The sequence below is a fragment of the Streptomyces sp. TG1A-60 genome, assembly GCF_037201975.1.
GTDB lineage: Bacteria > Actinomycetota > Actinomycetes > Streptomycetales > Streptomycetaceae > Streptomyces.
In genome coordinates this window covers 3,816,783-3,841,766 of record NZ_CP147520.1, presented here as the reverse complement: position 1 = coordinate 3,841,766, position 24,984 = coordinate 3,816,783, and the positions used below count along the sequence as shown (strand labels likewise).

Sequence of the window (24,984 nt, the reverse complement as noted above, 5' to 3'; positions counted from 1 at the left end):
CCCATCAAGGAGGTTCGCCATGACATCCCGTGTACAGCTCGCCCTCCGCGTCCCCGACCTCGAAGCATCCGTGGCCTTCTACTCGAAGCTCTTCGGTACCGAGCCCGCCAAGCTCCGCGACGGTTACGCCAACTTCGCCATCGCCGAGCCCCCGCTCAAGCTCGTCCTGATCGAGGGCGCTGCGGGCGAGGCGACCCGCATGGACCACCTCGGCGTCGAGGTCGACAGCACCGAGGCCGTCCACGCCGCCACCGCCCGCCTGGGCGAGGCAGGCCTGGCCACCGACGTGGAGAACGACACGACCTGTTGCTACGCCCTCCAGAACAAGGTCTGGGTCCACGGCCCCGGCCAGGAACCCTGGGAGGTGTACGTCGTCAAGGCCGACGCCGACTCCCTGGCCAAGCAGCAGGGCAGCGCCTGCTGCACCGGTGCGGCAGAGTCCGACACCGGCACGAAGGAACCGGTCGCCGCGGGCGGCTGCTGCTGATCCGCCGATGACCGACCTCAACACCAGCGAGGCCGTGACCGGGGCGGGGGACCGGTCACGGCCTCGCGCCGCGCTGCCCGCCCTGTGCGCCACCCAGGTCACCAGCTGGGGAATCGTCTACTACGCCTTCCCCGTCCTCAACTCGCAGATCACCGCCGCCACCGGCTGGTCCACGACCGCCACGACCACCGCCTTCTCCGCAGCCCTCCTGGTCTCCGCCCTCGTCGGCATCCCCGTCGGCCGCATCTTCGACGAACGCGGCCCACGCGCCGTGATGACCACCGGCTCCGTGCTCGGCGTCGCGGCCGTGCCGACGCGCCCTCGTGCTGCGGCACGGCTGGCAGTTCGGCGTGCTGGCCGCAGCGGCCGTGTGGCTGCTGTTCCGCTTCTGCAGCGCGAAGGCCGCCTCCGGTGAACTGGTCATGCCGAAGGGTATGACCACCGACGAGGCCCTGGCCGGCATGGAGAAGTCCGTCACCGACCCGGCCACCCTCATGCTCCGCGAACTGTCCTTCGTCCAGGAGGAGGACCACTTCGCGGTCGTCCATCCCCTGCAGTGCAGCAGTGTCGGCACGCCGAGCGGCTCCGGGCGTTCCTGCGCACCCACGATGCCGGCAGACACGCCATCGTGCGTCGGCTCATCGCGACCGTGAGCCGGTAGCGCGCGACTGCGACCCGGACCGTGGTCCGTGCCGCAGCACACGGCGCGTCGTGCCGCAGAAAACGTATGGAGCAGCGCCCGAGCATCGTGCGGACCAGTTCGAGACGTACTTGTGAGGTGTCATCGTGGCCAATCCGTTCGAGAACGACGAGGCGTCGTACTTCGTACTCGTCAATGACGAGGGCCGGCACTCGCCGTGGCACGTTGATGTTGGTGACATACTCTTCTATGTACATCACCAACATCGTGAGGGAGGTGCCACATGTCCGTGACGCAGATCGACATCGATGACGATGCCCTGGAACGGGCCATGGCTCTGGCCAAGGTCAGGACCAAGAAGGAAGCGGTCAATCTCGCTCTGCACTTCTACGCCGAGCAGCAGGAGCGTGCGGCGCGTATCAGCCGTCACTTCGAGCGTGCGCGTGAGTGGGGTGCGGTCGAGGACGCCGAGCGCCTGCACCGGGCGGAGAAGCACGGCCGGTGATCTACTTGCTCGACACGTCCGGCCTGGTCCGGCTGCTCCGGGATCCAGAACTGCAAGTGGCCTGGTACGACGCGATCGACGCCGGGGCGATCGCATCCTGCTACGTGCAGCGAACCGAGTTCCTGTACAGCGCCCGGAACGGACGCGAGTACGACGAGATCGCGGAGATGTTCAGCGACCTCTATCCCGATGCGGCGGTACCGAAGAACGCGGGGCGTTGGATCAGCGCGGTGCAACACCGTATGGCCCAGGCTGGAGAGCATCGCAGCGCCTCGGCGGTGGACCTCGTCATCGCCGCGACCGCCGCCCACCACGGCCTGGCTGTCCTTCACGACGATGCCGACTACCGTGCCATTGCGCGGCACGCATCCGACCTGCTCGAACACGATGTCCACGACATCGCCTGAGCAGAGTTCCTCCGCAGGTTGTGGACGGGAAGTCGCGAAGGCCGGCCACGGGGACCTGAAGCATCACTTGACGCGTATGGCGCGCTTGGTAATGCGTCAGCCGTCGTCGGTACGCCGCAGTTCGTCCGCGCCGGCGGCGCTGATGACGGTGCCGCCGGCCACGACGACCAAGCCCCTGGACCGGACGCGCACCTCGTCGCCCGGACCTTCCGACACGACGCCGTCAGTCGTGTGACGAGCTCGCGCGTGCCCGTCGGCGCTCAGGACGGAGGCGATCGCGTTCAGCCCGACGACCGGGTCAACGGTCGTGCGGCGAGTGCGGCTCGCCGGTCGGCGGGGTCGGGGTCGCGGCGGATCAGCCCCTCCTTCGCCATGCGGTCGGCGAGCCGGGTGAAGCCTCCCGAGCTGAAGGACACGGCCTCCGCCAGGTCCGTCATGCGCAGCCGGTGCCCGGGCGTGCGGCCCAGCCGCAGCAGCACCTCGAACCAGGTGTCCGGGACTCCCAGGACGCGTGGTACGACGGGCTTGAGGCGAGCGAACGCGTCCACGAACAGGCCGTAGAGCGTCACGTCGTCGTCGTTCAGCAGTTGCTCGTCCACCCCACGAGGATGACAGAAGGTCGCCAACGGAAGAAGCTGCTGTTGCAATATCTGTAGCTACAGAGATATTGTCTGCGTCGGCAGATACTTTTCTCTGTGCGCCCCCCACAGATGTGGAGCCCGATCATGCGCAAGCGCACCCTCCGGGGACCAGTTAGCCATGACGCCCCCGTCCGAGCCGCCCATGTCTGTCGACGCCAGGCTGACCGGCGGTGCCGAGGCGACGCGAGCGAGGCCGAGGTGAATCGCCTGCTGCCCACGGCACCCCGTCGCGCGTTTGCGGCTCGTCCCCCTCGACGTGGCAAACCGTCCGGCGGCAAGTTCCTATCAAGCCGTAGGGAAATCCCCACAGTTCACGGCAGTCGACCTGCGAGTGTGAACCCTCAAGTAACGTCTCCGGACGCTCCGCTGCAACGGCCTCCCCACACCCCCCACTTCGACGGAGACCACTCCCCATGTCCGCTGTGACGAACGTGTCCGGGTCCGGTTCGCCGGACGCCCGATGCAGCTCGGTCGACTGTTCCGCGACCGGTGGTACCACCGCCGCTCCTCCCACCGTCCTGATGGACGACCAGGCACTCGCGGACTTCCTCGACGTGGCTGCCGGCGCGTACCGACTCATCACGCCCGAAGCACCGTTGCCCTGTTTCGCGCTGTTACTCGGCAGCGCGGACGGGACGACGTACCACGTGCGGCGTGTCGCTTTCGGCCGCAACGCCCGCACCAGTGATCCGGCGGCTCTGGGGGAGTTCCGCGAGGCGATCGTGCCGACGTTCGGGCCGGCCTACGAAAACGAGCACCGCGGCTGGTGGATGGACTCCCGCGACCTCCTCCGGGCGTCCCGCGAGGCCGAGGCCCTGGGGATGGACCTGCTCGGCTCCATCCACATGCACCCGGACTGGCACCGCCTGGGCCCGCCGTCGGAACGCGGCCAGACGCTCAGCGAGCGCCCGACTCCCATGGACCGTCATCTCTTCAGCCGGGCCGGGTGGCCCCTCAACATCATCTGTTACCTGGAGCGCCGGGACGGCGAGTTCTACCACGCCCTGGGCGCCTGGGCTCCGCCTGCCCAGTATCCCGCCGAGGGTTCCGAGGGTTCCGAGGGCGCCGAGTGCCCCGAGGTCGACCTGCGTATCCGTACGAGTTCACTGATGAAGGTGTGAGAGCGATGCAGCAGCCCGAAGGAACGAACGCCCCCGCCCAGGACGGCACCGAGGAAGGCACCCCAGACGACGCTCGGGCGATCCGAGCCCTGTGGGCCGAGATGGCCCGTGGCTGGGCGGCAGGTGACGCCGCGCTCTTCGCCGCGGGCTTCGCGGAGGACTGCGACTTCACGACCGTGCGAGGCGACAAGCCACTCGGCCGGGCCGGCATCGCGGCCGGTCACGACGCCCTCTTCCACGGGCCGTACGCCGGAACCGTCCTCGACGCACGCGTCGTTGCCGTGCGGTTCCTCCGTCCCGACCTGGCCACGGTGGAGGCGGAGTCGACCGTCACCGCCCCGGACGGGCAGCCGCTGACCACCACGCACGCCCTGGCCGTCGTGGAACGGACGGCGGAGCGCCACTGGTTGATCAGCGCGTTCCACAACATGATCCCCGCGCCCCGCCCGGTGCAGCAGGCCCCCGACCCGAAGGAGTCCACCGTGGACGAACCCACCGCCGCCCGACCCAAGCTCCGCCACCTGGCCATCGTGGCCCGTGACCCGGAGAAGCTGGCCGAGTTCTACTCGTCGGTCTTCGCTATGGAACTCTTCCACCGTGATCCGGACGGCAGTTGCTTCCTCTCCGACGGTTATCTCTCCCTTGCCCTGATCAAGCATCAGCTCGACGGTGAGACCCCGGTCGGCTTCAACCACTTCGGATTCCACATCGAGGACACGGCGGCCACCACCGAGGCCCTGGTGGCGGCCGGCACTCCGAAACCGGCCGAACGCTTCACCAACCGCCCCTTCGCCGAGTACCGGGCCATGGATCCGGAGGGCAACTGGTTCGACCTCTCGGAACACGGCTTCGGCGGCCCGCGCCCGCCGTCCGACTCCACCGAATCGTGAACCCCGACCAGACACCCCGCAACGCCGCGCGACCACGCGGCAGCCGGAGCAGCGGACCGAGGCGGAGGCGCAGCGCGTAACGCTGATGACCGAACCCGACCCTGGTCGACCACCAGCGGTCCGGACCGGTGTCTCCCGGCCCTCTCGGCCCCCGTGCCGTTCCGGCGTTTCACGCTCGGCGCGCGACTCGACGACGAACGGTCGTCCGCGCGGTCGACACCGCACACGCACCCTGGCTGCCGGACACGTGACGACGGTACGACGCCAGGCGCCCCGCCGCTGCCACCGCCCCGACGGCAGCGGCGGAGCGGCGCTGGACGAGGCCGGGCATCCAGCCGAAGTGCACCGTCCAGCACAACGAGATCACGGGCACCCGCCCTGCCCAGGGCAGTTCCGACGCGAACGGCCTCGACCCCGACATCGCCACCACCGACCAGCTGTTCCAGTACAACCACCTCCACGACAACGGCGACGGCATCCCGCTCCGCGGGTGCGGCTCCGCCCGGTTCGGCAGTGCGGTGATCCGCTGCAGCGTCGTGACCGCCGACGAGCGGTGGAACCTCCACATGTCGCAGCAGACCGGCACGGTGGCGTGCGTGTGCAACAACGTCTTCTCCAGCGCCGACGCGCCGAACATGGTGACCGGAGGCGTCTCCGGCCGGGCCACGCTGACCAACAACCTGTTCGTCTCCAGACGATCGACGTAGCCAAGCCGAAGCCGTGGTGAGCGGCCCTCTCGGTGCCCTGAACCCAGGTGGCGGCGGAGCCCGGTCCGACCTCGGCAGCGGATTCATCGAAACGGTGTGTCAACCCGACTCCCGGATGCGCGAGCGCTCCGGCGATCCATCCGGTGGCCTGCGCCGACGTAGTGCAGGGGAAGAAGACGACAGCGGGCACGGCGGTGCGCGGCGCGGATCGGCCGATCGGCCGATCCGCGCCGCGTGGTCGGCCAGGGGCTCTGGCCATATGGCCGAGGCGCACGCCCGTGCTTCCGGGCGACAGTGGAGCCACTTCCTCCACCCGTCGAGCACCGGCGTGACACTCACGCGGAGCGCTGACACCACGCCCGGGAGCACCTCGGTCATGAGCACCGTCCTGGCCGGCTACGGCCTGATCAAGAAGTACGGCTCCACCCCCGCGCTGGCCGGCGTGGACGTCGAGGTCGGCGAGCGCGACTCGCTGGCCATCATGGGGCCGTCCGGCTCCGGCAAGTCCACCCTGTTGCACACCCTGGCCGGGGTCAACCGCCCCGACGACGGTGAGGTCCTGCTGCGCGGCGAACGCATCGACAAGTTCGGCGAGAACCGGCTCAGCGCACTGCGCCGCAAGCGGTTCGGGTTCGTCTTCCAGTTCGGCCAGTTGCTGCCGGAGCTGCCCGCCGAGGAGAACATCGCCCTGCCCCTGATGCTGGAGGGCGTCCCCCGCAAGCAGGCCGTCGAACGCGCCCGCCGCTGGTTCGCCCCGCTCGGCCTGGACGGCCTGGAACACCGCCGCCCGGGCCAGCTCTCCGGCGGTCAGGCCCAGCGCGTCGCCATCGCCCGCGCCCTCGTGACCGAGCCCGACGTCGTCTTCGCCGACGAACCCACCGGCGCTCTCGACCAGCGCACCAGCGAGGAGGTCATAGCGCTGCTGACCTCCGTCCCCCGGGCCTCGGGCGCGGCCCTGGTCATGGTCACCCACGACGCCGACGTCGCCGCCCACTGCGACCGGATCCTCCAGGTCCGCGACGGCCGGATCAGCAGCCACCACCAGTACACGGCCGCCTGACCCCGACCCGCACGCTCCAGGAGACCTCGATGCGTTCCCCCGTCCTGCCCCTGACCTGGCACCTCGCCCGGTCCTCCGGCCGCCGCAGCCTGCAGAGCCACCTGCTCGCCGCCGGAGCCGCCGCCGTCAGCGCCTTCGTGCTGCTGGTCGTGATCGCCGCCTCCCTCGGCTCCGGCACCCGCGCCGACCGCACCACCTGGCGCACCCCCGACGCCGTGCCGACCAAGGCGGCGACCGCCGTCCAGGCCATGACCACGACGTACGTCCGCCACCAGCCCGTCACCGTGGTGAACCTCGCCCAGCTCCCCGGCCGCGAGCCCACACCCGCGCCGCCCGGACTGAGGGGCTTCCCCGAGAAGGGCGAGGTGTACATCTCCCCTGCCCTGGCCGAGCTGATCCATCGCCTCCCCGCGAACCAGCTGGCCGACCGCTTCCCGAAGCCGCAGTCCTACGGCACGATCGGCACGGCCGGACTCGCCTCCCCCGACGAACTGGTCGCCGTGATCGGCCGGACCTCCACCGACCCGGCGGTGTCCAAGGCCGCCGAAGGCGGCAACGACTACGACTACGGCCAGACCACCCGCGCCCCGATCGCCGATTTCTCCGGCACTCAGGCGAGCATGTTCGCGGGCGCCGACGAGATGATGGCACTGCTCAGCGCGGTACTGCTGGTGATGCCCGTGATCGTGCTGGCCGCCGCGGCCGGACGGCTGGGCGCGGCCCGGCGCGAACAGCGGCTCGCCGCGCTGCGCCTGGCCGGTGCCACCCCGCGCCAGATCGTCGCGATGACGGCGGCGGAGGCGGCGGCCGTGGGCGCCGCCGGCGCCCTCACAGGCGCGCTCGCCTACGTGGCACTGCTGCCCGCCCTCGCGGAGATCCCCTACGGCGTCGGCACCTGGTACACGGGCGACCTGTGGGTCGGTCTGTCGTGGCTCGCGCTGGTGGTGCCGGCGGTCACCGCCCTGATCACCGTCAGCGCGGTGACGATGCTGCGCCAGGTGGCGACCTCGCCGCTGGGCGTGGCCCGGCAGGCCAATCCGCGGCGCACCCGCACGATCCGGCTCGTGCTGTTCGCGGCCGCTCTCGGCTTTATCTTCCTCAGTGCGCACGGTGACATGACGAACGGGCTGATGGTGGGGCTGCTGGCCCTCTTCTACGGCACGTTCTGGCTGGTCGGCCCGTGGGTCGTGGACCGGCTGGGCCGGATCGCGGGCCGCTTCGCCCGGCGCCCGGCGACCCTGCTGGCCGCCCGCAGGCTCAGCGACGACCCGCGCGGCGCCTGGCGCACCGTCAGCAGTCTGGTCCTGGCGGGCTTCGTGGCCGGGTTCTTCTCCGTCAGTCAGCTCGGCAGTGGCCTGCCCGAGCACCCCGACCAGGTCGCGGTGCTCACCGACGACGCCGCCGACGCCCGGCACACGGCCACCGAGGTCCGTACTCTGCTCGACCAAGCGGGCATCAGGGCATCCGTCAGCACCGTAGGCATGGACGACTGGGCCTCCTCGGTGACGCTCGGCAGCACCGGCGTGACCGCCCGCGTCTCCGGCGGCCCCGAGCAGGTCGACGCCACCCTCACCGCCCTGACGCCCGCCGGACAGGGCCGGTCCCCGATCTCCCAGGACTACGTCTCCGCCGAGGAAGCCACGGTCACCGACCGCATCGCCGCAGCAGCCACCACCACGCTGATCCTGAGCTTCCTCGTCGCCACCGCCTCCGCCGGCCTGACCGCCTCCGCCAACGTCCTCGACCGACGCCGCGTCTACAACCTGATGCGGCTGTCCGGTACGCCGCTGAAGGTGCTGGACGCGGCCCGGGTCCGTGAAACGGTCCTGCCCCTTCTCGCCCTGGCCGGCGGCACCACCGCGATGGGCGTCTTCGGCGCCTACCAGTTCAACCAGGCGGCCGGCGCCACCGTCAACAGCACGGGCGCGCTCCAGCTCGCCGTCTGCCTGGCCGTCGGCGTGCTGGCGGTATTCGCCGCGATCGGCGGCAGCAAGCCGCTGCTGCGCAGGGTGACGGCCGACCCGACGCAGACCGCGGACTGACGAACCCACGCTCCTACGGCACCTACCGGGTGGGCCCGCCGTGCTGACGGTGGACCCACCCGGCGCTTCGGCCATGACGGACGATCACATCGCGCGGCCGCCGATCGGCAGGTGAGCGGGGCGGACTCGGTGGTACCGCGCCTTCACCCCGGGCGCCTCCGCGCTGGTGGGCCACCGCGCGGAGGCGCGGTCTGGCGGTTCCGTGGCGAGTTGGGCGCGGGCGGTGGGCAGGCGGCGAACGCCGCCGTGGCCGACGCCTCCCAGGCGTCGGCCACGGCGGGCATCGGCCCGACCGCGGGGTGTGTCCCCGCGGCCGGGGACCCCAGGTCGCTGACCTGGGGTTTCAGGGCCACTCCCAGGCGATGCCCTGGATGCCGGCCGGGCACCGGCCCGGCGCCGCGTGGACCGTGTGCGAGGCGTCCAGGACAAGACGGTGGTTATAGCTCTTGTCCGCTCCGGAGCGCTCACGGTAATAGCGGTGGCTCACCGTCGGCAGCGCCGCCGGATGGAAATAGACGTGCAGCAGATAATTGCGCAGTTGGACGCGAGTTTAACGCTCGTAATGATGGTCCGTCCCGTCCCCCGGATCGACGGAAACCGTGTAGTCGACGACCGCAGTCTCATTTTTTACAAGTTTCTTGCCGAATTCTATGTCGATCACGGACATATCTAAATCGGACAGTAGGCGGGCATCTCCCGATATTCCGCAGCGAACGGTGGTGCGGACCGCGCGGGCTCCGCTGTCGAAGGTGTGGACGGCGGTAAGGCGGTCGGCGCCGTCCCGCGTGGCGCGCAGCACCTGCTGGATGGCTATGGAGCTAATGCGTCGATTCTCGTCGATGGTGACGGTTTCCCAGATACTCGGGGTGCTAATCGACTCGTTCAGGCGTGCGAAGTCGGCGCCGAGGATCTGTTCCGCAAGGGAGTTCTCGCCGAGGAGACGATGGGAGGAGCGGAGGTTGTGACCCTGCGGAGCGGTACGGCCCCGGGGCCGGTAGGGGCCGAGCAGCGAACGGAGCGTGCCGGACGGCAGATCGAGGATGGTCTCCAGCGCGTCCACGGCCCTCAGGGAATCGGCTCGTTCGGGCTCGCTCCGTCCCCGCTGCCAGTAGCTGAGGGTGGCGAGGCTGACCTGGATGCCCTGATCGGCGAGTCGGTCGCGCATTCCTTCCAGGGGCAGGCCACGTCTTTTGACGGCTTTCTGGAACACCGCGGCGAAGGTGGCGTCCGCTGACGGCGGGGCACCGGAGGCAAGTCCTTCGAGTGAGAGGGGGTTGTCCTGATCCACCGAATCTCCCGAATCCAGGCCCCAGGCTCTGGCGTATTCCTTCGGGCTGCTTCAAGGGTATTCCAGCGGCCGGAATTCAGCAGAGTTGAATTTCCCTGTTGAAAAATTCGCAGGGGGAGTGCGATTTGCGTTGTTTGCGGTTGTTTCGGATGTCGAAGATTCCCGAGTGTCACGCTCGCGGAGAATGCCCTGGGGGCCGCGAGAGCAATGATTCGTTGAATAAATCCGGTTTGCCGACTTGGACTCGGGTTGTCGCGGCCGTGGGCAGATCTTGATCGTCGCGGTGCGGAGTTTGCACCCACCCCGGTACTACAGCAGCGGATCTTGTGACGGTTGATCGGTGCTGTCGTTGAGTGGTCATGCTGGTGGATGTGGCGGAAGAGCACTTCGCTGTGTGGTCGAGGAACTGGCGGCGTTGACGGAGGGGTTGGGTGATCTGTTCGCGCGGCCCGAGCCGCGGTAGGCGCTCGCGGACCTGGTTGATGGCCTGTTGGCGGGGCTGGGCCGGGTGAACGGGTGGACGCTGTCCGCCCGGGCGGGGCATGCGGCGTCGGAGCGCTCACCCCCCGCTTCTCGGCCGCGGACCTGCGCCTGAGACGACACCTGGCACCCACCCCCCCCGTCCAGCCCCGTCGGGCATCCCGCCCGGGGAACGGCTGTCTGTCCGGGGCGCCGACGACCGGTCTCGGCGTGCCGGCACCGGCCGGCGGCTGCCCACCGAGGACCTCCACGGAGGCGTCCGTCAGGGACGCAGGCCCGTGTGCGCGAGGGCGACTGCGCTGAGGGCGGCGATGGCCTCCTGGTCACCCCGGCGCCAGGCGTCGGCGAAACCACCGGGCGGGGTCGGCAGCTTGACGAGGGCGGCCGACGGGCCGGTGAGAGCACGCAGGGCGAGCAGGTCGGCACCGCCCGGCGCGTCGGCGAGACGACGGACGATCATGCTGCGACGAACCCAGAGCAGGCGCGGGGTAAGCCACAGCACCAAGATGAGAAGCACAAGGACGACGATGAGAGCCGTGGTGGTCACATCGGCGACCTGGGTGACGGTCTCCTGAAGCGATGCGCCGGCATCCGCAAAGCCGGTACTGGCGTCGGCCGCGGACCGGAGCGGTCTCTTCAGGACATCGCCGACGAACGGTACGTTCGACGCCGCGTCCCCGGCCTTACCGAGTTCCTCGGCGAGGCCGTCTCCGGAGCTCTCAACCTTTTGCCCCGGCTCGGCCAGCAGCATGATCGTGTCGCGGACGAAGAAGGCCGCCCACACCGCGATGGCGATCAGGGCCACGGCGGTCAGGTCCACGAGCACCTGGCGGTTCCGGCGCGCGGGAGTCTGGGCGTAGAGGCGCAACAGCGGGCTCCTGTTCGGTTCAGGCGGTCGAGGAGAATCGGCCGCCCCGCCGGCGACTCGTCCGGCCGGTCGCCGGAGTCCACTCTTCCACCGCGCTCCCCGGGCAAACGTGCAAGACGCGCACCACGGCCGGCCCGGCGCCGCGTCACCGAGACTGAACTCGTGTGTCGTCTCGTTGCTTGGGTGGGTCTGACCGACGCTGTCAACTTGGCTGGGCACACGCTGGGCGTACGGAAACCGAACTTGCGCGAGAGGGGACAGGCTCACCCAGAAACAGGCTCGACGCACTACGGGGGCTGGGCATGGAGTGGGCGTGACACCGTCACCGCCGGTCGTGAACCAGCCGGACGCATGAAGCAGAGAGACGGGTCTGTAAAGCGAGCGAGCGGTGTAACTGAGTTCGGTGTGGCTAGAGCTGGCCTGCGGTGAGGCGGTCGTCGAAGGCCAGGTCGAAGGCGTTCATGGCGCCCTTCCAGCGCATGGTCCAGCGTTTGCGGCTGGCGCCTGTCGGGTCGAGGCTCATGACGGCCATGTAGACGCACTTGAGGGCGGCCTGTTCCGTGGGGAAGTGCCCGCGAGAACGGACGGCCCTGCGGATGCGGGCGTTGACGCTCTCGATGCCGTTCGTCGTGCACACAATGCGGCGTATCAGGTGGGGAAGGAGGACTTCCGGCTCGCCTCCGACATCAGGGAAGACGCGCCCTGCGCGGGCGCCGGTGCGAAGCTGTCGGCCCGGCGGACACCCTGCCACGGTCGGGGCGGCTGCATTCGGTGCCGGTGCTCGCGGGGCTGGGCCGGCGGCATACCTGTGCTGAGAGCCGGTCCCCGGCGCGCTGCTGCCTGTTGCCCAAGGTTGCAGAGAAGGTGTGGGCCATGGTCTTGGACCCGCAGCGCTGGTTGGAACTCCGGCGTTTTCGCGGTCTGGTCGAGTCCGGGGCGATGAGTCTGTCGGAGGTCGCCAAGGAGACCGGGCTGAACTGGCGGACGGTCAGCAAGTACCTGTCCGCCGACGGATCGTCGGCGCCGCCGCGCCGGACGGCGAACGGGCCGGTGCGCAAGCGGGTGGTCGACGAGGTCGCGCCACTGGTCGACGCGATGCTGCGGGCCGAGGTCCTGATGAAGGCCGCAGTGATCCATGAACGCCTGGCCAACGAGTACGGGTTCACCGGCAACTACCAGCGGGTCAAGCTCTACGTTCAGGAAGCCCGCCCGAGGATCGCCGGGGAACTGGGCATCACGCCGAGGGAACTGGCGGGTATGCACCGCCGGTTCGAGGTGATCCCCGGAGCTCAGGCCCAAGTCGACTGGGGTGATGAGGGCAAGGCCCTCGCTCACCTGGGCATTCCCAAGGTCTACTCCTTCCACATGGTGCTGTCGTACTCGCGCGACCCCTTCTGCTGTTTCACCACCAGCCTGGATCTGCAGACGTTCTTCGACTGCCACCGGCGGGCATTCGCGCACTTCGGCGGGGTGCCGATGACGATCGTCTACGACCGGACCAAGACCGTTGTCCGCCGCCATGTCGCTCCGGGCGAAGCGGTCCCGCTGCATCCGGAAGCCGTCGGCTTCGCCGGCCACTACGACTTTGACATCGACGTGCTGGCTGCCTACCGGCCGCAGGGCAAGGGCCGGGTCGAGCGGCAAGTACTGATCGTCCGCGACCACGTCCTGTCCGGACGGGCCTTCTCCTCCATCGAGGAGATGGACGCGGCGTTCGCCGCCTGGGTGCCGCAGCGACGGGCCCAGATCCACAAGACACATCGCGAGGTGATCGGGCATCGGGCCGCCCGCGACCACGCGGCCCTCAAACCGCTGCCGCCGACCCCGTATCTGGTGGCCGAACGGCATCTGCGGCCGGTCGGCAAGGACTGCCTGGTCGCCTTCGGCGGCAACCTCTACTCGGTGCCGGCCCGCAAGGTCCGCCCGCGCCAACTGGTGGAGATCAGGGCCACGAAATCCCAGGTCATGCTGCATTCCACCGCCCCCGGAGCCGACGGCGAGACGTTGTTGGCCATGCACCAGCGGGCGGTCGGTCGCGGCGTCCGCGTGGTGGAGGAGAAGCACTGCAACGGCCTGCCCACCGGCCAGGGACGCCGGGTCACCACCGGTGACGTCCCGGCCCGGACCCGTCATGAGCGTCCTCCGGGCGAGGAAGCCGGCCCGTTGCAGGCCCTGCTGAACCGGGCCGCGGCCACCCGGATCGAGGTCGGACGCCGACCGCTGTCGGTCTATGACGAGCTGACCGGCACCCGCCCGTTCACCACCCACCCGAGTACGAGGGAAACGTCTTGAGCGAGTTGGTTTCCACCCGCATCCGCACCACCGCCGGCAAGCTCGGCCTGCCCCACCTGGCCGAAGCCATCAGCGAGTACACCCGGCGGGCCGACGAGGGAAAGATGGGCTACCTCGACTTCCTCGACCTGGTGCTGTCCGAGGAACTGGCCGTGCGTGATGACCGCCGCTTCCGCCAGGGACTGCGGCTCTCCAGGCTCCCGCACCACAAGACGCTGGACGAGTACGACTTTTCGTTCCAGCCCGAACTCGACCCGCGCAAGGTCAAGGACCTCGCCACCCTCTCCTTCGTGGAAGCCAAGGCGAACGTGGCGCTGCTCGGGCCGCCCGGAGTCGGCAAGACCCACATCGCCATCGCCCTGGCCGTCGCGGCCTGCCGGGCCGGCTACTCGATCTACTTCACCAGCCTCGACGACATGGTCCGCAACCTCAAAACCGCCGAGGCCGCCGGACGACTGAGCAACAAACTCGGCACCTACCTGCGGCCGAGCGTCCTCGTGGTCGACGAAGTCGGCTACCAGCCCCTCGAACGCGCCGAAGCGAACCTGGTCTTCCAGGTCATCTCCAAGCGTTACGAGAAGGGCTCGATCATCCTGACCTCGAACAAGACCTTCAGCGAATGGGGCCAGGTCTTCGGCGACGAAGTCCTCGCCACCGCCATTCTCGACCGCCTCCTCCACCACTGCGAAGTCGTGCCCATCAACGGCCCCAGCTACCGGCTGAAGAACCGCCTCAAGGCCATCGAGCGCGAGACCGAAGTCGCCTGAGACCTCTGCACGTTCATCCGTACGCGGCTATGCACTTCAGCTCGTACGCCGACAGCGTGCCGGGCAATGGCCCGGTAGTCGGCGTCGTCGTGGAGGACAGCCAGGCCGTGGTGGGCCGCGGTGGCGGCGGTGACGAGATCCACCGCCGAGGCACGACGATGCTCCCCGGCCTGGGCCATCTGCCCCGCCTGGTGACACATCGGCGCGACTTAGGGCGTGCGGAGGGCACGAAGCCCTCAAATTGGACTAGACAACAATTAAACCCCAGGCCACTGACCTGGGGCTTCATCATGGAGCGGGTGACGAGAATCGAACTCGCGCTCTCAGCTTGGGAAGCTGATGTTCTACCATTAAACTACACCCGCGTAAGACGCCGGTCGGTGCCGGTGTCGGAACGCGTCGTCACTTTACCTCATGTCGGGCCCCACGCGCTGAAGGCGTGGGGCCCGGATGCGTTTCGGGGGTGGGGACGGGGCTGCGGGGGACGGGAGTTGGGGCGTACGGTGGAGGGGCGGAAGAGGGTCTGAGCGGGCTTCGGCGGGGCCGGGGTGCCGCCTGGAGGGCCGTCCCAATCATCCCGTAATGTGGCTTTCGTCGTCAGGTCGACGTCAGGTCGACAGCCAGACGCGGCTCTTGGGGAAGGGACTCTTGGACTTGATGGAGCGCACCGTCGTCCGTTGTGCCGATGGGCACGTGTTCAGCACCGCTTCGTTCCCGATGCAGCAGGCCGAACGCCTCGGCCCCGGTCGGCTCATGCGCTGCCCACGCTGTGCCCGGCTGCGCAGTGTCGTGCCGGTGGCGTGGCAGAAGCGGTAGAACCGGCAAGGCGGTAGACAGGAAGTAGTCGTACAGGCGCGCGGGTCCGTCCTGGTTGTGGGCGGTCCGCGCGTCTTGCGTATCCTCGGGGCGTGCTTCTCTCAGACAAGGACATCCGGGCCGAGATCGACGTCGGCCGGGTGCGGATCGAACCGTACGACGAATCCATGGTGCAGCCGTCGAGTGTCGACGTGCGTCTCGACCGCTTCTTCCGGGTGTTCGAGAATCACCGCTATCCGCACATCGACCCGTCCGTCGAGCAGGCGGATCTCACGCGGCTCGTGGAGCCGGAGGGGGATGAGCCGTTCATTTTGCATCCGGGGGAGTTCGTGCTCGCCAGTACGTATGAGGTCGTCACGCTGCCCGATGATCTCGCCTCGAGGCTCGAAGGGAAGAGTTCGCTGGGGCGGCTCGGGCTCGTCACCCACTCCACCGCCGGGTTCATCGATCCCGGGTTCTCCGGGCACGTGACGCTGGAGCTGTCGAATCTCGCGACGCTGCCGATCAAGCTCTGGCCCGGCATGAAGATCGGGCAGCTGTGCATGTTCCGGCTCAGTTCGCCGGCCGAGTTCCCGTACGGCAGCGAGCGGTACGGGTCGCGCTACCAGGGGCAGCGGGGGCCGACCGCCTCCCGGTCCTTCCTCAACTTCCACCGGACCCAGGTGTGAGTGGCGTCCGGGAGAACCTGACCTACGAAGCCTTCGGCGTCGCCGTCCGTGAACTCGCGCAGGCCATCGCCGACGACGGGTACGAGCCCGACATCGTGCTGTCCATCGCCCGGGGCGGGGTTTTCGCGGCCGGCGGCCTCGCCTACGCCCTCGACTGCAAGAACATCCACCTGGTGAACGTGGAGTTCTACACCGGCGTGGGCACGACGCTCGACATGCCCGTCATGCTCGCGCCCGTCCCGAACACGATCGACTTCTCCGACAAGAAGGTGCTGATCACGGATGACGTGGCCGACACGGGCAAGACGCTCAAGCTGGTCCGCGACTTCTGCCTCGACGCCGTGGCGGAGGTACGGTCCGCCGTGATCTATGAGAAGTCCCACTCCCTCGTGAAGTGCGAGTATGTGTGGAAGCGTACGGACGACTGGATCAACTTCCCCTGGAGTGTGTTGCCTCCAGTACGTAGGTCTGGGGAGCCGATCACTCCGTCGACGGAAGCGTTCTGACCTGCGAGGCAGGACGATGGCCCCTCGAATGATCACCGAGGGGCCATTTGCGTGCCCAGACTCGCCTGCCGAGGGCTGCTGACTGGCAGACCTCTTCCCCCCGAAGCAACTTGGGCGGGGGCGCTGCCTTGGTCTGGTGTGGCTCTGAGCTGCGCTGATGGTCCGCCGACGTTCGCGGGCGTTCGCTGTTGTTTGTCGGCGTTGTCACGCAGCTAGACACTCAAGGGTTCCGGGGGCGCGATAGGGTGCGCGCCGTGGACATACCCGGCTGGTTCGTCTGGATCGCTCTCGGTCTGGCCGTCTTGCAGGCCCTCGGCCTGGTTCCCATCATCCGCCGACTGCGCGGATCCGACTCGTCGGTGCGTTTCGAGGCGCGCCTTGACCTGCTGGACGTCGTCGCCTCCCTGCTGCTCTTCGGCGGCCTGCTGCTGAGTCTCGCAGTGGCGGAATTCTGGTTCTGGCTCACCTTCGCTGGCTTCGCGCTCATGGCCGCCGTCTACGCCGTGAAGGGTGTCCATTGGGTTCGCCGCCGTCACACGGCCTGATTCAAACGACAGGCTCTATCCGCTCGGTGCGCTACGTCTTCTTGCCCTGGGTCTTGCCGGGGATCTTGGTGACCTGCGTTTTCCCTGTTCAGGAGTGGTCGGCCTGTGCGCCTGGTGGTCGTCGTTGGTGGCCCTTGGCCACTGTCGAGCGACCTCGGACGGCCCAGGGACGGCCCGAACCGCGTTCTGCCAGTGGGCTTCCCAGGGCTCGGCAGCGGTTCAAGTGTTCTCACCTGGCGCGGGATGACTGCATGGTCGCGAGTGTGGGGACAAACCTGGCGGACGTGTTGTGTCGGGGTCCTTGCCAAGTGGGGGCGGGCGAGTATGGCATTCGTGCAGGACATTCTGGTGTCACTGGTGGCCAGCGCCATGTTCGTCGCCCTGGCCTGGACGTTGTCGAAAACCGCACGCCGGGTCCTGCGCGGCATGGCAGCCCATCTGCTGCGTCTGGATGTGGAAGAGGTCTTTGCGGGTGGCCCGGACGCGGCCGCGGATCTCACGAGGGAGTTGAGCAAGGCTCGGGAGGTGGCAATCCTGACGAGCCGGGGCATGGACTTGCAACGTGGCCCGTTCCAGGAGTTGTGGAGGCGGTGCCAGGCAGGCAGTTGCCGGTGCCGCGTGCTCCTGCCACGTCTAGACGTGCCGACTGGCGAGCGGGACTGGATCAATGACCGGGAAGAGGAGCTGCAGGCCTTCGACACCGCCTTTGGCACTGGGCTGTTGCGCCGTCAGATCACCACCACTTACGACTACCTGGCGCCGCTGGCGACTGGCGGAGTCGAGGTGCGGGGCTACAACTTCCCACACTTGGCCCGAGTCGTCCTGACCGAGCGGGCGGTGTATGTGACGCGCTACAGGGCGGACCAGCACGGCTGGAACACAACCGTCTACAAGTACCGCCGGGGAGAGACGTACGACCTGTGGACCCGTGCGTTCACGAAGCTATGGCAAGAGGGCGCGACCGGCTGACACGCACCCGTGGACCACAGCAGCTCGTTTCCGTACTTGCGCCGGGCGGCCCCCGAGGTCCTCGCGACGGCCCGATCGCAACGCTGGGACCCAGCCGAAGTGGTCCGCATCCTGGTGGAAGAAGAGATCAAGGGACGGGACGAGGCGACCCGCCGCAACCATCGCCAGCAGGCCCAGCTCCCATCCGGGAAGACCTTCGATTCCTGGCGCGAGGCCGACTCCTCCATCCCGGCCCCGACACAGCAGGCCCTGATGACGCTGGAATGGATCGGCCGCGCAGAGAATCTGGCCGTCGCCGGACAAAGCCACCTCGCCGAGGCCTTGGCGAACAAGGCGATCGACGAAGGAATGAAGGGCTCCTGGTTCACCCTCGAATCACTCACCGCACACCTCGGGCGGGCGACCGTCGACAACACCGTCTCCAAGGCCGTCGCGAAGATCACCCGATGCGACCTCATCGTCATCGACGACATCGGCATGCTGCCCTCCGGACAGGCCGCCGCCGAGGCGTTCTACCGCGTCATCGACGCCGCATACGAACGCCGGTCCGTGATCGTCACCTCGAACCTGCACCCCTCAGGCTTCGACTCGATCATGCCCGAGACGCTGGCCACCGCCGCCGTCGACCGGCTCCTGCACCATGCCCACATCGTTCTCACCGAAGGCTCCAGCCTGCGGCTGACCCAGGCCACCACCGGCCAGGGCGTCGTCCCACTGAACCAGCCGGGCTGACCCTGGCCTGCTCAGACGGCCGGCTCCGGCAGATGGCGGAGGTGCTCGATGACGCGCTTGCGCAGGAGAAGGTACTCGTCCCAGCGACGCAGGGGGCCCGGCGGGCGCTCGACGACACGGGCCTCGGTGACGGTCTCGTCCCGCTGGAACTGCTCGCGCGTCAAGTCGAGTTCGACACCGCTGGGCAACCGGTTCCACCAGTGGAAGCCGTGCTGGTCCAGATCAAGATGCACTTCGCCGACCACGAGATCACCGCCGAAAATGTCATGGACGATCAAGGCGGTGATGTCACAGTGGCCCCAGGCAGGGTTGTCGGCCGTCCAGGCAATGCCACTCAAATCGCTTGGTGAGCAGGTGTCGGCAGCCCAACTGGCTCGCAAGGCTTTGTCGAGATCGGGCAGGTTCCAAGGAATCATGCCAGCAGCGTCGCAGCCACCACTGACATCGCCGGCGCAACGGCCCATCCCCAACCCTCACACACCCTCATCCGAGGGACCAATAGTCATACCGGACAGGGAGATCGACTGTCCGCCTGCAAGGACCTGAAAAGTCCGCTCACCCGGACGGCCCGCTGTCCGTGGACACGTTTCGACTCTGCTTCTGCTCTTGCCGGATCTTGAGCGGCGTCGCGATGAGCTGAAGCTGGAGCGCGGCCGGTTCAACAAGGCACGGCATCAGGCCGAATCCCTGAGCGCCGACATCGGGGAGGACTTCCGGTCCCTGCCCATCGAGCGTCAGCAGACGTTGATCTTGCACAGCCTGTCGGCCGTCTTGATCCATCCTGCCGGGCGGGGGAGGCGCAAGTTCGATCCGAGTTTGATCGAACCCGTGTGGCGCTGATCCTCACCGTGCTGTCCGAATCAAAGGCCCGGCCTCAGCGCCGGGCCTTCTCGCTGTTCACCCGGCGACGCGAGAGGAAGGCGCCGACCTGCCATCGGGCTGACCTGCGGTATTTCACGTGGGTGACGACCCTCATAAGGTCAACGATCCCTGGAGCGTCGAGCCGCCGGTCGTCAGGCGGGACGGGCAGGTTCTCGACGCCTGAGCACCGGCTCACTGGATCAGACGGACAGCGGACCAGTGGGGTAGCGGACCAGTGGGGCAGCGGGGCAGCGGGGCAGCGGGGCAGTGGGGCAGTGGGGCACACGAGTGAGGGGCTCCCGGCTTGTCGCCGGGAGCCCCTCACTCGTCACCGCACATCGAGCCCTGGCCTAGAACGTGCCCAGCTTGATCAGCGACAGGATCGCGATCAGCTGGATCGCGGAGGCGCCGAGGGCCTTCGGCCAGGGCAGGTCGTGGGACTTGGAGACCATCAGGGTCAGCAGGGCGCCGGCGGCGACCCAGGTGATCCAGCCGAGGATCTGGACGAACGAGGCGTCGCCGCCCGCGAACATCGCGACGAGCAGACGGGGCGCGTCCGTCAGGGCCATGATCAGCATGGAGAGGCCGACCGTGGGCTGCCAGGCGCCGTCGCCGCCGAGCTGGCGGGCCAGGGTGTGGGTGACCACGCCCAGGACGAACGTGCTCACCACCATCGTCACGGCCGTGACGAGCACGATCGGTACGGCGTTCGACAGCGTGGCGTTGATCGCGTCCTCGCGGGCCGTGTCGAAGCCGAAGACGGCCAGCATGCCGTACAGGAACATCACGATGAGGGCGGGCACCCACACCGCGTAGTCCCGCATCACCAGGAAGGTCTGGTTCGGGCTGGTGATGATGCCTTTGAGGAGCGCCTTCCAGGACAGCCGCGGGCCGAGCGGGGGCGGTGGGGCCTGGCCCGCGCGGTAGGTGTCGCTCTGGTGGTACGGGTCGCCGACGGCGAACATCTGTGTGTGCCCCGGGTTGTTGGCCGCGTACGGGTCCGCGCCGCCCTGAGGGTGCGCGCCGTCGTCGCCGAAGTACTCCGGTTCGCCGCGGTGCCCATGGTTGCCGTGGTTTCCGGGGTGCCCGCCGTGCGTCTGGGGCCAGCCCTGACCGCCGCCCCGGCCGCCGGCGTACGGCGGTTGCGGGGGCGTCTGGGGGTAGCCGTACGACGGGCCGCCGGCCTGCGGGGCCTGCTGTCCGTACGGAGGGTGTTGCTGTCGCGCTTGAGGAGCGCCGTTGTCCCGGCCGCGTCCGATCCTGAATCCAGCCACGTCATCGAACGTACCTGGTCCCGGGCGGCGGTGCGCCGGGCGGGACCGACGGGCCCCCCTTTGCTGCCGAGCTGTGACATCCCCTAAGGGATCGTCAGGGCGTGGAAAGGGGTTCGGTCGGGGATGCCTTCGGGGGTGCTTTCAGGGACGGGATCAGGGAGGGGATCGGGGAGGGGATCGGGGAGGGGATCGGGGAGGGGATCGGGGACACAAGCAGGGGTGTTTTCAGGGGCGCGTCGTGGAACCGCCCGGTCACCCGTCTCAGTGGCTGCTCGGGCACCGGCCGTACGACCGACGACGTCAGTGGCTGCTCAGGTACCTGCCGTACGACAACGCAGACGTCGGGGACGGGAGCCCCAGCTTCTTCGGGGTGAGGGCGTAGGAGTTGGTCACGGAGGTCTTCGGGAAGATCCAGACGCCGCCGGAGGCCGTGTTCTCGCCCGGGGTGCCGACGGCCGCGTCCGGGGTGCCGTCCTTGTCGTAGTCGCCGGTGGCCACGGCTGTGCCGAAGGCGTCGGAGGCCTCGGCTGCGCCGGGGACGCCGGGGCGACCCTGGTGGTACGGGACGGACGACGCCTCGCCGAACCGGTCCACGATGCCGCCGACGTGGCCGAGCAGCAGCGTGGCCGCGCCGGCGGCCTCACGGGTGCCGATGGCCTCGCCGGGGGCGCCCGCGATCAGGTCGTCGCGGCCGTCGCCGTTCCAGTCCAGTACGGCGAGGGAGGCGCCGAAGCCGTCGCCGTCCTCGGCGGCGCCGTAGACGCCGACCGTGTCCTGGTTGAGGGTCTGGGAGCGGTGGCCGAAGGAGTTCTCGCCGCCGTAGAGGATGTGGATGCCGCCGCCCTTGGCGTACGACTCCGGGCCGCACGGGTCGTCGATGTTCTCGTCGGCGATCTCGCGGCACTCGCCGAGGGCCAGGTCGTCCAGGCCGTCGCCGTCGTAGTCGCCGACGGCGAGCGCGGAGGCGGCACCGTTGTCGGCGTTCCAGGTGTTGACCATGCGCCGCTCGGCCGCGTCCCACGCCCACAGCCGTACGTGCGACCGGGTGTGGGGGGCGTTGACGGTGTGGAAGGCGACGGCCAGGTCGTCCGTGCCGTCGGCGGTGAAGTCGCCGGTGGCGAGGAGCGGGGCGCGACCGCCCATGGGGGTGGCGAGGACGGTGGTGACGACGACGTCCTCACCGCCGTCGACGACAGCGGTGAGGACGACCCTGTCCCGGCCGCCGATCACGAGGTCCCGGCCGCCGTCGCCGGTCAGGTCCGCCGCCGCGACCGACCAGCCGTACGCCGACTTCGCCGACGGGCCGGTGAGGGCGGTGGAGCCCGGTCCGGGCCCGCCCTTCGCGCCGCCGACGACGGTGACCGAGCCCGCGTCCGCGCCACGGCCGGTGACGTCCTCGCCGGGTGCGCCGACGATCAGTTCCGCGACGCCGTCGCCGCTCAGGTCGTCCAGCGCCACGGCCGTGCCGAAGCGGTCGCCCGCCTCCGGGGTGCCGGGGACCTCGGAGGCGGCCTGGCTGATCCGGATGCCGCCGTGCCTGCCGAGGCCTTTCGCGCCGCCCCATACGACGTGCACATAGCCGGCCTTCGCCTTGCCGTTCACGGTCGCGTCGGGGACGCCGACGGCGAGGTCCGCGTAGCCGTCGGCGTTGAAGTCGCTGGTCACGGGGGTGGGGCGGGCGGACGGAACGGCGGTGGCGTGCGGGGCGAGGGGGAGGGCGAGGGTCGCCGTTGCGGCGGTGGCGGTCGCCATGGTGGCGACCGCCAGGGCGTACGTCCGTCTGTGCACGGGGGCTCCAGGTAGGTGGCCGGATGTCGGGGGTGGTGGCTGGTTCACCTGTGTGACACCTGGAGGCCGTGCGGGGTTGTGCGTGTGGTCGTCCGAGAAGGTGTGTGGGGGGTGTGCGAAGTCGCTGGGCGCGTCAGCCCCAGAATTCGCTCTCCTTGTCCAGGTCCTCCTGGCACTCGTCGATGTCGGTGAACCTGTCTCCGACGATCCGGAAGACGAGGCAGCCGTTCTGTTCGAGGCGCTTGTCGCCCCGCTCGGCGGTGTAGCGGTGTACGGAGACCGCGTGGCCCCGTCCGTCGACGAGGACATGGCTCAGCTCGACGTTGAACGTCCCGCCGGTCTCCTCGAAGAGCCGCTGGTACAGGTCGATGATCGAGTCCTGGCCCTTGTAGTCGCCCGAGAGGAAGTGACTGCCGGGGACGTGGTGGGTGCAGTCCGCCGCCATCAGGCCGCGGAGGGCGTCCATGTCGCCGCGTGTGAAGGCCTCGTAGCCCTTGCGGACGAGCGCTGCGTTCGGGTGTTCAGCCATGGGGATCGCCGGCTTTCCACTGTTCGTGTTCGTGATGTTTTCGACCTTTACAGGCAATTATCTTCGCGGGCGCGGGTCTTCGCGAGCGCGAGCGCGGATGGCGCTCGCGTGTGGGGGCGCGGGCGGTGGGGTGCACCTCCGCGTGGCCGCCAGCCGGGTCATCACGTCCTGCACGTGAGCGCGTGCGTGGTGTGACAGCCTCCCGTGGGGCACCCTCGTGAACCCCTGAGGCCGTGGTCCGCCCCTGTCGCGAGTGGGGCCCGCACCCTTGCCGGATGCGGGCCCCACTCGAAGGCGGTGTACGTCGGTCGCCGCTCAGTTGGCCGCGTTGCCGCCGAACAGCGGGGACGCGTCCGTCGAGACGCCGACCGCGGTCGTCGACAGGGACCGCGAGCCGGTCGTGGTGATCTTCGTGCCGTTGGACGGCAGGTAGACGACCATGCCGTTGCCGCCGTTCTCGCCGTACGCGCCGACCGTCAGGTCCGCCTTGCCGTCGCCCGTGACGTCGGTGAGCTTCACCTCGGAGCCGAAGAAGTCGTCCCTCTCGTCCGAGCCGGGGACGCCGGCCGTGGACTGGGCGAGGAACTGGGTGCCGGAGGAGGTGTTCAGACCGGAGGCCGAGCCGTAGAGGACCGTCACCGCGCCCGTGTTGACGACGCCGCCGAGGTTCTCGCCGGCGGCGCCCACCGCCAGGTCCTGGAAGCCGTCGCCGTTGATGTCGCCGAGCGACAGCTCGTTGCCGAACCAGTCACCGCGCTCGGAGGCGCCCGGGACGTTGCCGGTGTTCTGGGTGATGGAGGTGGCGCCGGCCGGGCCGTCGGCGGAGCCGTGGATGATGTGGACCTTGCCGCCGGTGGCGGACTCGGGCACGGACGGCTCGCTGCCGTCCTTGGACGGGTCCCACTCCTCGCCGGTCACGATGTCGCCGAAGCCGTCGCCGTCGACGTCGCCGATGCCGGTGATGACGCCGGGCTTCAGCTTCTGCGCGGACGAGGCGTTCAGGCCGGAGGCGGTGCCGGGCACGTAGTAGTTGGCGTTCCAGCCGTACTCGCTGTCGGTCTCGAAGCCGTCGACGATCAGGTCGGTCCGCTTGTCGCCGTTGACGTCGCCCGCGGTGAGGTTGAGCGGGCCCGTGCCGCTGCCGGACATGATGGGCGGCTTGATCGTGTAGAGGCCGCCCGCCGTGCCGGACTTGGTGATGCCGTCCTTGAAGACGCGGATCGTGCTCGACGTGGCCCCGACCGCGAGGTCCTCCGTGCCGTCGCCGTCGAAGTCACCGGCGGCCAGGGTCTTGCCCCACTCGTCGTGGGAGGAGGGCGCCGGGTCCTTGATCGTCGTGGCGCCGGACAGGCCCTTCGACGAGCCCCAGAGGATCGCGACCGTGCCGCCGTCCTTGTCGCCGCTGACGTCCTCCAGCAACGCGGAGACGGCGAGGTCGTCGAAGCCGTCGCCGTTGAAGTCGCCGTACGCGCTCACCCAGCCGAACCCGTCGTCCGTCTCGGCCGTGCCGGGCACTCCGGTGGTGTTCTGGCTGATCGTGGCGCGCTTCGACGAGGTCACACCGCTCGCCGAGCCGTACAGGGCGACGATCTGACCGGCGCCCCTCTTGCCTCCGACGGTGGCCGCGCCGGCCGCGTACGCGACATCGCCGTACCCGTCGTTGTTGAAGTCCGCCACGGGGTGGTGGACCGAGTCGGCCGCCGTCGCCGTCGCGGCCGTGAAGGTGAGCAGACCGCCGGTCAGCGCGGCCGCGGAGGCCGTCGCGAGGGCGAGTCGCAGATGCTTGTGCATGCGGGAATCTCCTGCTGCATGCGGAGCCTGGCAGACATCCGCAGTCAAATGGGGTGCCCTTCCTGTCCGTGTTCGCCCGGAGTTGGCCGAGGGTTCACGGGGAAGTCGGCGAACAAGAGACCGATGGGGGTGAGGGAGGGTTGTACGGGAGTTCGAGAAATTCGGAGAATTTCCTTGGCCTGTGGAACGGGCGGGGCGCCGGTGCCCTCTTGCCCGTACGGCTCCTGCTCGCTCCTGTCCGCCCAGGTGTCATACGCCCCGGCCACATCCGGTGAACCGAACGTCCGGCGGTGGTCGTGAGTCCGGAGTG

Annotated in this window: 27 protein-coding genes, 1 tRNA gene and 3 pseudogenes; 19 read left to right on the top strand and 12 right to left on the bottom strand. The window is 69.1% G+C overall.

The features are described 5' to 3' along the window. Window positions 1-19 precede the first annotated feature (19 nt). From WBG99_RS16435 to WBG99_RS16410, 6 genes and pseudogenes are all read left to right on the top strand, one after another. On the top strand, window positions 20-487 hold the full coding sequence (locus WBG99_RS16435) for an ArsI/CadI family heavy metal resistance metalloenzyme (RefSeq protein ID WP_338897028.1): 468 nt from the start codon (window positions 20-22) through the stop codon (window positions 485-487). 7 nt (window positions 488-494) lie between these two features. Continuing rightward, window positions 495-785: pseudogene (locus WBG99_RS16430) on the top strand (MFS transporter); the annotation flags it as partial. Between the two features lie 136 nt (window positions 786-921). Next, window positions 922-1,140 (top strand): hypothetical protein, encoded by a 219-nt coding sequence (locus WBG99_RS16425; RefSeq protein ID WP_338897027.1) that lies wholly within the window; start codon window positions 922-924, stop codon window positions 1,138-1,140. 133 nt (window positions 1,141-1,273) lie between these two features. Then, window positions 1,274-1,420, top strand: a complete 147-nt coding sequence (locus WBG99_RS16420; protein WP_338897026.1) for an MbtH family NRPS accessory protein — start codon at window positions 1,274-1,276, stop codon at window positions 1,418-1,420. After that, window positions 1,411-1,632 (top strand): type II toxin-antitoxin system VapB family antitoxin, encoded by a 222-nt coding sequence (locus WBG99_RS16415; protein WP_039933234.1) that lies wholly within the window; start codon window positions 1,411-1,413, stop codon window positions 1,630-1,632. Before WBG99_RS16420 ends, WBG99_RS16415 begins: the two co-directional genes overlap by 10 nt. Beyond that, window positions 1,629-2,039, top strand: a complete 411-nt coding sequence (locus WBG99_RS16410; RefSeq protein ID WP_338897025.1) for a PIN domain-containing protein — start codon at window positions 1,629-1,631, stop codon at window positions 2,037-2,039. The genes WBG99_RS16415 and WBG99_RS16410 overlap by 4 nt, the downstream gene beginning before the upstream one ends. Before the next feature lie 281 nt (window positions 2,040-2,320). On the opposite strand, the gene WBG99_RS16405 is transcribed toward WBG99_RS16410, so the two are convergent. Next, complete coding sequence (locus tag WBG99_RS16405) at window positions 2,321-2,638, bottom strand: MarR family transcriptional regulator (RefSeq protein WP_338897024.1); 318 nt, start codon at window positions 2,636-2,638, stop codon at window positions 2,321-2,323. A 455-nt stretch (window positions 2,639-3,093) separates the two neighbouring features. Here WBG99_RS16405 and WBG99_RS16400 point away from each other — a divergent pair, with 455 nt between their 5' ends. The 5 genes from WBG99_RS16400 to WBG99_RS16380 all read left to right on the top strand — a co-directional run bounded on the left by WBG99_RS16400 (window position 3,094) and on the right by WBG99_RS16380 (window position 8,500). After that, window positions 3,094-3,801 carry a hypothetical protein gene (locus tag WBG99_RS16400; RefSeq protein ID WP_338897023.1) on the top strand — a complete coding sequence of 236 codons (708 nt, stop codon included), beginning with the start codon at window positions 3,094-3,096 and terminating at the stop codon, window positions 3,799-3,801. 5 nt (window positions 3,802-3,806) lie between these two features. Further along, window positions 3,807-4,691 (top strand): SgcJ/EcaC family oxidoreductase, encoded by an 885-nt coding sequence (locus tag WBG99_RS16395; RefSeq protein ID WP_338897022.1) that lies wholly within the window; start codon window positions 3,807-3,809, stop codon window positions 4,689-4,691. A 518-nt stretch (window positions 4,692-5,209) separates the two neighbouring features. Further along, a complete protein-coding gene (locus WBG99_RS16390) occupies window positions 5,210-5,398 on the top strand; it encodes a hypothetical protein (protein WP_338897021.1) in 189 nt (62 codons plus the stop codon). Between the two features lie 376 nt (window positions 5,399-5,774). Beyond that, window positions 5,775-6,458 carry an ABC transporter ATP-binding protein gene (locus tag WBG99_RS16385; protein ID WP_338897020.1) on the top strand — a complete coding sequence of 228 codons (684 nt, stop codon included), beginning with the start codon at window positions 5,775-5,777 and terminating at the stop codon, window positions 6,456-6,458. 29 nt (window positions 6,459-6,487) lie between these two features. Next, complete coding sequence (locus WBG99_RS16380; RefSeq protein ID WP_338897019.1) at window positions 6,488-8,500, top strand: FtsX-like permease family protein; 2,013 nt, start codon at window positions 6,488-6,490, stop codon at window positions 8,498-8,500. A 343-nt stretch (window positions 8,501-8,843) separates the two neighbouring features. On the opposite strand, the gene WBG99_RS16375 is transcribed toward WBG99_RS16380, so the two are convergent. The 4 genes and pseudogenes from WBG99_RS16375 to WBG99_RS16360 all read right to left on the bottom strand — a co-directional run. Then, window positions 8,844-8,987, bottom strand: a complete 144-nt coding sequence (locus tag WBG99_RS16375; RefSeq protein WP_338897018.1) for a hypothetical protein — start codon at window positions 8,985-8,987, stop codon at window positions 8,844-8,846. A 63-nt stretch (window positions 8,988-9,050) separates the two neighbouring features. Further along, a complete protein-coding gene (locus tag WBG99_RS16370) occupies window positions 9,051-9,788 on the bottom strand; it encodes an XRE family transcriptional regulator (protein ID WP_338897017.1) in 738 nt (245 codons plus the stop codon). A 742-nt stretch (window positions 9,789-10,530) separates the two neighbouring features. Beyond that, a complete protein-coding gene (locus WBG99_RS16365) occupies window positions 10,531-11,136 on the bottom strand; it encodes a hypothetical protein (RefSeq protein WP_338897016.1) in 606 nt (201 codons plus the stop codon). A gap of 409 nt (window positions 11,137-11,545) precedes the next feature. Continuing rightward, window positions 11,546-11,785 (bottom strand): annotated as a pseudogene (locus WBG99_RS16360) (transposase); the annotation flags it as partial. A gap of 224 nt (window positions 11,786-12,009) precedes the next feature. Here WBG99_RS16360 and istA point away from each other — a divergent pair. Next, on the top strand, window positions 12,010-13,428 hold the full coding sequence (gene istA, locus WBG99_RS16355; protein WP_338897015.1) for an IS21 family transposase: 1,419 nt from the start codon (window positions 12,010-12,012) through the stop codon (window positions 13,426-13,428). Next, window positions 13,425-14,195: an IS21-like element helper ATPase IstB gene (gene istB / locus WBG99_RS16350; protein WP_338897013.1), complete on the top strand. Its 771-nt coding sequence runs from the start codon at window positions 13,425-13,427 to the stop codon at window positions 14,193-14,195. The genes istA and istB overlap by 4 nt, the downstream gene beginning before the upstream one ends. 53 nt (window positions 14,196-14,248) lie before the next feature. Here the strand turns inward: istB and WBG99_RS16345 are convergent. Beyond that, window positions 14,249-14,377, bottom strand: a pseudogene (locus tag WBG99_RS16345) (VapC toxin family PIN domain ribonuclease); the annotation flags it as partial. 109 nt (window positions 14,378-14,486) lie between these two features. Beyond that, window positions 14,487-14,560: transfer RNA gene (locus WBG99_RS16340), tRNA-Gly, on the bottom strand. A 543-nt stretch (window positions 14,561-15,103) separates the two neighbouring features. On the opposite strand from WBG99_RS16340, the gene dcd reads away from it, so the two are divergent. From dcd to WBG99_RS16315, 5 genes are all read left to right on the top strand, one after another. Beyond that, on the top strand, window positions 15,104-15,679 hold the full coding sequence (dcd, locus tag WBG99_RS16335; protein WP_338897012.1) for a dCTP deaminase: 576 nt from the start codon (window positions 15,104-15,106) through the stop codon (window positions 15,677-15,679). Next, window positions 15,676-16,185, top strand: a complete 510-nt coding sequence (locus tag WBG99_RS16330) for a phosphoribosyltransferase (RefSeq protein ID WP_338897011.1) — start codon at window positions 15,676-15,678, stop codon at window positions 16,183-16,185. The genes dcd and WBG99_RS16330 overlap by 4 nt, the downstream gene beginning before the upstream one ends. Window positions 16,186-16,439: 254 nt before the next feature. Further along, the gene (locus WBG99_RS16325; protein ID WP_338897010.1) at window positions 16,440-16,730 is read left to right on the top strand and encodes a hypothetical protein; all 291 of its coding nucleotides are present in this window, start codon (window positions 16,440-16,442) and stop codon (window positions 16,728-16,730) included. Window positions 16,731-17,054: 324 nt separating this feature from the next. Further along, a complete protein-coding gene (locus tag WBG99_RS16320; protein ID WP_338897009.1) occupies window positions 17,055-17,699 on the top strand; it encodes a hypothetical protein in 645 nt (214 codons plus the stop codon). A gap of 9 nt (window positions 17,700-17,708) precedes the next feature. Then, complete coding sequence (locus WBG99_RS16315) at window positions 17,709-18,431, top strand: ATP-binding protein (protein WP_338897008.1); 723 nt, start codon at window positions 17,709-17,711, stop codon at window positions 18,429-18,431. Window positions 18,432-18,442: 11 nt separating this feature from the next. Here the strand turns inward: WBG99_RS16315 and WBG99_RS16310 are convergent, their stop codons facing one another. Further along, window positions 18,443-18,847, bottom strand: a complete 405-nt coding sequence (locus tag WBG99_RS16310) for a hypothetical protein (RefSeq protein ID WP_338897007.1) — start codon at window positions 18,845-18,847, stop codon at window positions 18,443-18,445. Window positions 18,848-19,037: 190 nt separating this feature from the next. On the opposite strand from WBG99_RS16310, the gene WBG99_RS16305 reads away from it, so the two are divergent. Further along, entirely contained in the window at window positions 19,038-19,271 is a 234-nt protein-coding gene (locus WBG99_RS16305; protein ID WP_338897006.1) for a hypothetical protein, read from the top strand. 371 nt (window positions 19,272-19,642) lie between these two features. On the opposite strand, the gene WBG99_RS16300 is transcribed toward WBG99_RS16305, so the two are convergent. From WBG99_RS16300 to WBG99_RS16285, 4 genes are all read right to left on the bottom strand, one after another. Beyond that, entirely contained in the window at window positions 19,643-20,566 is a 924-nt protein-coding gene (locus tag WBG99_RS16300; RefSeq protein WP_338897005.1) for a Yip1 family protein, read from the bottom strand. Window positions 20,567-20,866: 300 nt separating this feature from the next. Next, complete coding sequence (locus WBG99_RS16295; protein ID WP_338897004.1) at window positions 20,867-22,354, bottom strand: FG-GAP repeat protein; 1,488 nt, start codon at window positions 22,352-22,354, stop codon at window positions 20,867-20,869. 133 nt (window positions 22,355-22,487) lie between these two features. Next, window positions 22,488-22,883, bottom strand: coding sequence for a nuclear transport factor 2 family protein (locus WBG99_RS16290; RefSeq protein ID WP_338897003.1), 396 nt, complete (start codon window positions 22,881-22,883; stop codon window positions 22,488-22,490). Between the two features lie 315 nt (window positions 22,884-23,198). Continuing rightward, complete coding sequence (locus WBG99_RS16285) at window positions 23,199-24,674, bottom strand: FG-GAP-like repeat-containing protein (protein ID WP_338897002.1); 1,476 nt, start codon at window positions 24,672-24,674, stop codon at window positions 23,199-23,201. Window positions 24,675-24,984: the final 310 nt, after the last annotated feature.